This is a genomic window from Streptomyces sp. NPDC059456 (assembly GCF_042750055.1).
Classification (GTDB): domain Bacteria; phylum Actinomycetota; class Actinomycetes; order Streptomycetales; family Streptomycetaceae; genus Streptomyces.
On the sequence record NZ_JBHYVA010000658.1, the window covers coordinates 1 to 4,777 of the forward strand.

A 4,777-nucleotide genomic window follows, 5' to 3' on the forward strand; every position below is an offset into this window, starting at 1 on the left:
GGGCCGGACGCGGCTCAGGTCCTGGCCGGCGGGCCCGGCTGCCCGGACGGCCTGGGCTTCGGGGCGGGGGCGGGAGCGGGCGGCTTCGGTTTCGCCGCGGCCGGCTTCGGTTTCGCCGCCTTCGGGAGCTCCGGCGCCACCCACGGGGTGCGCGGCTGCATGTTCTCCGGGCCGCCCGCCGGAGGCTGGCCGATCGACTCCAGGGCCTCCTTCGCCTGCGCAACCCGCACGGGGGAGAACCGCGGGTTCGTCCGCAGCGCCTCCTGCAGGTAGCGGCGCGCTCCGGCGTCGTCGCCCAGGCTCCGCTCGATCATCCCCCGGTGGAACGCGAACTCCGCGCTGCGCACCCCCCGGTCCGTCGACTTCTTCGCGTACTCCAGCGCCCCCGCGTCATCGCCCGACTTGTGCAGCGCCCACGCCAGCGCATCCGCCACCTGCATGTTCTTGTGCCGCGACCACTCCTGAGTCAGCCGCCGCACGGCCGTCGCCGGATCCCCGTGGTCCGCCTCGAACAGGCCGAGGACCACCGTCTCGTTCACCCCGTCCGCCGCGCCCCGCGCAGCCGCCGCGCGCAGCATGTCGTACGGGGCCTTCGCCTCGTCGCCGCGGCCCAGCGCGTCCAGCAGCTCGCCCAGCTCCAGCGCCAGCCCCGGCACCTGCGCCCGGCCCAGCGCCATCCGGTAGTCCCGGACCGCCTCTCCGCCCCGGCCCAGCCCGGCCAGCGCCCGGGCCCGGCCGCCCAGCGCCTGCGCCTGCGCCGGGTCCGCCCGCAGCGCGCCCTCGTACTGGCGCAGCGCCTCCGCCGCGTCCCCCCGCTCCCAGGACAGCTCCCCGAGCCGGAACAGCACGTACGCCTTCTCCGCCGGGGACTTCGCCGCACCCCCCGCATGCTCCATCGCCATCGTGGCGTCCTCGCGCCAGCCGCGGTCCCGGTAGACCTGCGAGGCCCGGACGAACGCCGCCAGTCCCGGCCGCAGGTCCAGCAGCTGCTCCATCGACCGCTCGGCGCCCTTGTAGTCGCCCAGGCCCGTGTACGCGTCGACCAGCACCGGGTACGAACTCCACCGCTTCGGCGCCTGCGCCCGTACGAGCTCGCCCCACTTCTTCCCCGTACCGAAATCGCCCCGGGCGTTGGCGAGCGTGCCCATGCCCGTCATGGCGTCGAAGTTGCCCTTCTCGGCCGGGCGGATCTCCAGCGACCGCTTCAGCGCCTGCTCGGCCTTCGGGTACCAGGCGGGCTCCGCCGTCCGGCGCGCCTGCTCCAGATAGGCCGCGCCGAGCACCGCCCAGGACGCGTCGTCCTTCGCGTGGCCCGCGACCCACTTCTCCCGGTCCGCGACCAGCGCCGTCAGGTCCACCGCCGCGGCCGGCGCGCCCATGCCGACCGCCGACGCGGCCCGCTCGGTGGGCCCCGGCGGGCGGGCGTCGTCACCCTGGCGGGCCGGCCGGATCAGCAGCGCCCCGGCGATCAGTACGACCGCGATCCCGGCCGCCACGAGCGTCTTGCGGCCGGTGAAGGTCACGGGTGGCGCGGGCCGCTGCGCTTCCTCTTCGATACGGTCGATACGGTCCATGGGGTCACTGTGCGTCAATATGAAGAGTTCGCCGAGGTGTCCGAAGCCCGTCGCGGCCGTGTTCACACCGATGGCCCCGAATGCCACGCTGGGCCCATGGATGTCATGGACGACGATCTCTCCGTACGTCTGCGCACGAGCCTCCTCCAGGGGCTCCCCGCGGAGGCCCTCCTCACCGACCCCGGGGTCACCGCCTCCTACGCCAACGACATGGCGAACTTCTGCGCCGCCGGCACCCCGGCGGTCGTGGCCCTGCCCCGCACCGTCGAACAGGTGCAGCACGTCCTGCGCACCGCCACCGCCCTGCGGGTCCCCGTGGTCCCGCAGGGCGCCCGCACCGGTCTGTCGGGCGCCGCCAACGCCTCCGACGGCTGCATCCTGCTCTCCCTCGTCAAGATGGACCGGATCCTGGAGATCAACACCGTCGACCGCACCGCCGTCGTCGAACCCGGGGTCGTGAACGCGGTGCTCTCACGGGCCGTCGCCGAGCGCGGCCTGTACTACCCGCCCGACCCCTCCAGCTGGGAGCAGTGCACGATCGGCGGCAACATCGGCACCGCCTCCGGCGGCCTGTGCTGCGTCAAGTACGGGGTCACCGCCGAGTACGTGCTCGGCCTCGACGTGGTCCTCGCCGACGGGCGGCTCCTGCGCACCGGCCGGCGCACCGCCAAGGGCGTCGCCGGGTACGACCTCACCCGGCTCTTCGTCGGCTCCGAAGGCACCCTCGGCGTCGTCGTCCAGGCCGTCCTCGCCCTGCGCCCCGCGCCGCCCCGGCAGCTCGCGCTGGCCGCCGAGTTCCCCTCGGCCGCGGCCGCCTGTGCGGCCGTCTGCGCCGTCATGGAGGCCGGACTGACCCCCTCGCTGCTGGAACTGATGGACCGTACGACCGTCCGCGCCGTCAACGCCCTCGGGCGTGGGGGTCCCCCCGGCTCGAGCGAAGCCGAGAGCTTGGGGGAGGGCCTCCCCGACTCCACCGAGGCCCTCCTCCTCGCCGCCTTCGACACCCCGCACGCGCCCGGGGACCTCGCCGCCGTCGGCGACCTGTGCACCGCCGCCGGGGCCACCGCCGTCGTGCCCGCCGAGGACGAGGCGGAGTCCGAACTGCTGCTCCAGGCCCGCCGGATGTCGCTGACCGCCCTGGACGCCCTGCGCCCGGCGACGATGATCGACGACGTCTGCGTACCGCGCTCGCGGCTCGCGCAGATGCTGGACGGGACGGCCGCCATCGCCCGGACGCACGACCTGCTCATCGGGGTCTGCGCCCACGCCGGGGACGGCAACACCCACCCCGTGGTCTGCTTCGACCCGGCGGACGAGGACGAGACGCGCCGGGCCCGCGAGTCCTTCGACGCGATCATGGCGCTGGGGCTGTCCCTCGGCGGGACCATCACCGGCGAACACGGGGTCGGGGTCCTCAAGAAGGAGTGGCTCGCCCGCGAACTCGGCCCGGTGGGAATGGAGATGCAGCAGGCGGTCAAGCAGGCCTTCGACCCGCTCGGCCTGCTCAACCCCGGCAAGCTCTTCTGACCACTCGTCCGGCCACCCGTCCGGCCGCACGCCGGGTGTACCGGGTGCGCCGGGCAGGCCGGGTATGACGCGTACGGAGTGCACCAGGCGCAGACGGCCCCGCATCACAGGTCGCCCTCCGCCGACTCGTCCGACGGCCACGGATCCCGCATCCACAGGTCGTCGGCCGGGGTCGGCGCGAGCAGCTCCGCCAGCGCGTCGTCCAGGCCCAGCCGCTCGGCCTCGCTGCCGGGCGGCACCAGGCGCAGCGTGCGCTCCAGCCACGCCGACACCGCGGCGGCCGGGGCCTCCAGCAGGGCGTCGCCGTCGGGCGAGGTGAGCGCCATGCAGAGGACGGCCTTGTTGTCGACCTTGGTGGGCCAGATCCGGACGTCTCCGTGGCCGCACGGGCGGAACACCCCCTCGACCAGCAGCTCGCGGGCGAAGGTCCAGTTCACCGGGGTGCTGGAGTCCGCGTGGAAGGTGATGTGCACGGCGTACGGGTCCTCCGTCAGGTAGACCAGCCGGGCCGGGACGGCGATGCTGCGCTCGGGGGACAGGACCAGCTTGAGTTCCAGCTCGCGTTCGACGACGGGGTGGTGCATGGCGGCCTCACTTCGGTTCTCCGGTTCGTGTCGTGGGGCCGGGATCGCGCCCCACGTCCGGAGAGAGCGCCGATGTGCCCGGGTATGACGCGACTTCGTGCACCGAACCGCGGATTGGCCGGATCCTGTCGGATGGCCGAAAATGGCCGCACGGTGCGAGGTTCGCTCAAAGGCTTGGATTCTCCCGTTACCGGACCTGTCGGGGCACGGTTCTTGGCTATGGTCCTCCCCTTGCACAAGCCTCAAGCCACGATCGGAGTTGGGGACATTGACGGCCTCCCCTGGTGACGGCGAGCACGCGGCCCGCGAGGGCTACTACCCCGATCCGTCCATCCCCGGGTTCGTCCGGTACTGGAACGGCCTCAACTGGGTGCCGGGTACGAGCCGCCCCGCCGCCCGGACCGACGAGACCGGCCCGGTGTTCCTGGACGAGACCGGTGTGACGGAGGCGCTGCCCGAACCCGAACCCCGGCCCGAATCCCGGCCCGAATCCCGGCCCGAACCCCGGTCCGAACCCCGGCCCGGAGCACGCCCCGAGCCCGTCGCACCGGCCGCCGTGCCCGCGCCCCCGTCCGCCCCCGCCCCGGCCTGGCAGGCCGATCCCCTGCACCAGTCCGGCTTCGGCGGCCCCCGCGACCACCGCGTCTCCTGGGGCAACCCCCCGCAGCCGGAGCCCGACGCGGGACACGCGCCCGCCCGTCCGGCAGGGATCTCGCTGGGCCGCGGGCCGCACCCGGAACCGCTGGACGCGGCGGAACGCCCGGAACGGGCGGAGCGCGGGCCGGGGGTGTCCTTCGCCCGTACGCCGGCCGCCACGGCGGCGACCGCGGAGCGGTTCCCCGCGCAGGCCGCGGCCGCCCGGAGCTCCGCCGACGCCGTGGGCATCCTGTCGGCGAGATCCCCGGCCGCCCAGACCCCCGCCCCGGCTGCGGCCCCCGCCCCCGCCCCCGCCCCCGCGCCCGCTCCCGCCCCTGCTCCCGCTCAGGCCGCGTGGCCGGATGCGCCGGGCGGCAGCGCCGGGTCCGGGCTCACCTCCTCGTGGCCGCAGTCCCCGCCCCGGCCCGACGCACCGGTCCGGCGCGAGCCGGAGCC

4 protein-coding genes are annotated in these 4,777 nt (G+C 75.0%); 2 read left to right on the forward strand and 2 right to left on the reverse strand.

The window, feature by feature from the left end:
* Window positions 1-14: 14 nt before the first annotated feature.
* A complete protein-coding gene (locus tag ACFXA3_RS35735; protein WP_385194105.1) occupies window positions 15-1,574 on the reverse strand; it encodes a hypothetical protein in 1,560 nt (519 codons plus the stop codon).
* 105 nt (window positions 1,575-1,679) lie between these two features.
* Here ACFXA3_RS35735 and ACFXA3_RS35740 point away from each other — a divergent pair, with 105 nt between their 5' ends.
* Window positions 1,680-3,101, forward strand: coding sequence for an FAD-binding oxidoreductase (locus tag ACFXA3_RS35740; RefSeq protein WP_385194111.1), 1,422 nt, complete (start codon window positions 1,680-1,682; stop codon window positions 3,099-3,101).
* Between the two features lie 104 nt (window positions 3,102-3,205).
* Here ACFXA3_RS35740 and ACFXA3_RS35745 read toward each other — a convergent pair whose 3' ends face one another.
* Window positions 3,206-3,685 (reverse strand): SsgA family sporulation/cell division regulator, encoded by a 480-nt coding sequence (locus tag ACFXA3_RS35745; RefSeq protein WP_385194107.1) that lies wholly within the window; start codon window positions 3,683-3,685, stop codon window positions 3,206-3,208.
* 268 nt (window positions 3,686-3,953) lie between these two features.
* Here ACFXA3_RS35745 and ACFXA3_RS35750 point away from each other — a divergent pair.
* The coding region (locus ACFXA3_RS35750) for a DUF2510 domain-containing protein (RefSeq protein WP_385194109.1) at window positions 3,954-4,777 on the forward strand (824 nt) is incomplete at its 3' end.

Coding starts and splice junctions, on each gene's coding strand:
- ACFXA3_RS35735 (WP_385194105.1), bottom strand. CDS start 1,574: ATGGACCGTATCGACCGTATCGAAGAGGAAGCGCAGCGGCCCGCGCCA.
- ACFXA3_RS35740 (WP_385194111.1), top strand. CDS start 1,680: ATGGACGACGATCTCTCCGTACGTCTGCGCACGAGCCTCCTCCAGGGG.
- ACFXA3_RS35745 (WP_385194107.1), bottom strand. CDS start 3,685: ATGCACCACCCCGTCGTCGAACGCGAGCTGGAACTCAAGCTGGTCCTG.